This is a genomic window from Streptococcus raffinosi (assembly GCF_030284685.1).
Taxonomy (GTDB): Bacteria; Bacillota; Bacilli; order Lactobacillales; family Streptococcaceae; genus Streptococcus; species Streptococcus raffinosi.
The window spans coordinates 313367-314044 of sequence record NZ_JASUZV010000001.1; the positions used below are offsets into that span (position 1 = coordinate 313367).

Sequence of the window (678 nt, forward strand, 5' to 3'; positions counted from 1 at the left end):
CAAGGAATTTGAAGCTGATTGACTTGTTGAGACTGAAGAACTCAAAGATGTGCTTAGCGAGTTCGATACGGACTGACTCGTTGAAACCGAAGTACTCAAGGAGCTACTCAACGAGTTCGATACGGATTCACTTGTTGAGACTGAAGTACTCAAGGATGTACTTAAAGAATTTGAAGTAGATTGACTTGTTGAGACTGAGGAACTCAGTGACGCACTTAATGAGTTTGATACGGACTGACTAGCTGACACCGAAGAACTTAACGATGTGCTTAGCGAGTTTGATACAGACTGACTCGTTGAAACTGAAGTACTCAAGGAGGTACTTAACGAGTTCGATACGGATTCACTCGTTGAAACCGAAGCGCTCAAAGATGTACTCAAGGAATTCGATACGGATTCACTTGTTGAGACTGAAGTACTCAAGGATGTACTTAAAGAATTTGAAGTAGATTGACTTGTTGAGACTGAGGAACTCAGTGACGCACTTAATGAGTTTGATACGGACTGACTAGCTGACACCGAAGAACTTAACGATGTGCTTAGCGAGTTTGATACAGACTGACTCGTTGAAACTGAAGTACTCAAGGAGCTACTCAACGAGTTCGATACGGATTCACTTGTTGAGACTGAAGTACTCAAGGATGTACTTAAAGAATTTGAAGTAGATTGACTTGTTGA

The 678-nt window shown here is 41.4% G+C and carries 1 protein-coding gene; it reads right to left on the reverse strand.

What is annotated here, in order from left to right; genetic code table 11:
- Positions 1-585 (reverse strand): hypothetical protein (locus QRD39_RS01450; RefSeq protein ID WP_285955405.1); only part of this gene is annotated, 585 nt, incomplete at its 3' end.
- Between the last annotated feature and the right edge of the window lie 93 nt (positions 586-678).